This is a genomic window from Enterobacter sp. RIT637 (assembly GCF_019718755.1).
Taxonomy (GTDB): Bacteria; Pseudomonadota; Gammaproteobacteria; order Enterobacterales; family Enterobacteriaceae; genus Enterobacter.
Map to the genome: position 1 here is coordinate 1 of NZ_JAIHAZ010000180.1, position 527 is coordinate 527.

Genomic DNA, 527 nt, shown 5'->3' on the forward strand with positions numbered 1-527 from the left:
CTGCTGGCCTCATCCCTGGCTGAAGCCAATCGTGAGCTGGCCCAACTGGCGCTTCACGATACACTGACCCGTTTACCGAATCGCGTTTTGCTGGAAGACCGTCTCGATCAGGCAATCAGCAAGGCCGACCGCGAAGGGACTCATTTCGCACTGATGTTTATGGACCTGGATGGCTTTAAAGCGGTGAATGATGCCTATGGTCATGACACGGGCGATAAACTACTTGTCGCGGTCACCGAGCGGCTGCTGCTACCGCTGAAAGGCCAGTTCACCCTCGCCCGTATCGGCGGCGACGAGTTTGTTTTGCTCGCGGAAGTCGGTGGCCCGGATGATGCCGCTTCGCTTGCCAGTGCGCTGGTCCGCGCCATTGACAGCCCTTTCAACGTCGATCCTTACGAGCTGGTCGTGACCGTCAGTATCGGTATTGCGCTTTATCCTCACGACGGAAAATCCGATCGTGAGCTGATGTTCAACGCTGACGCGGCGATGTATCACACCAAACATATGGGCCGTAACGGTTATCACTT

1 protein-coding gene is annotated in these 527 nt (G+C 56.4%); it reads left to right on the plus strand.

Annotated elements, in window-relative coordinates; all coding sequences use genetic code 11:
- Positions 1-527: GGDEF domain-containing protein (locus K5E19_RS23885; RefSeq protein ID WP_221553393.1), on the plus strand; the 527-nt coding region annotated here is incomplete at both ends.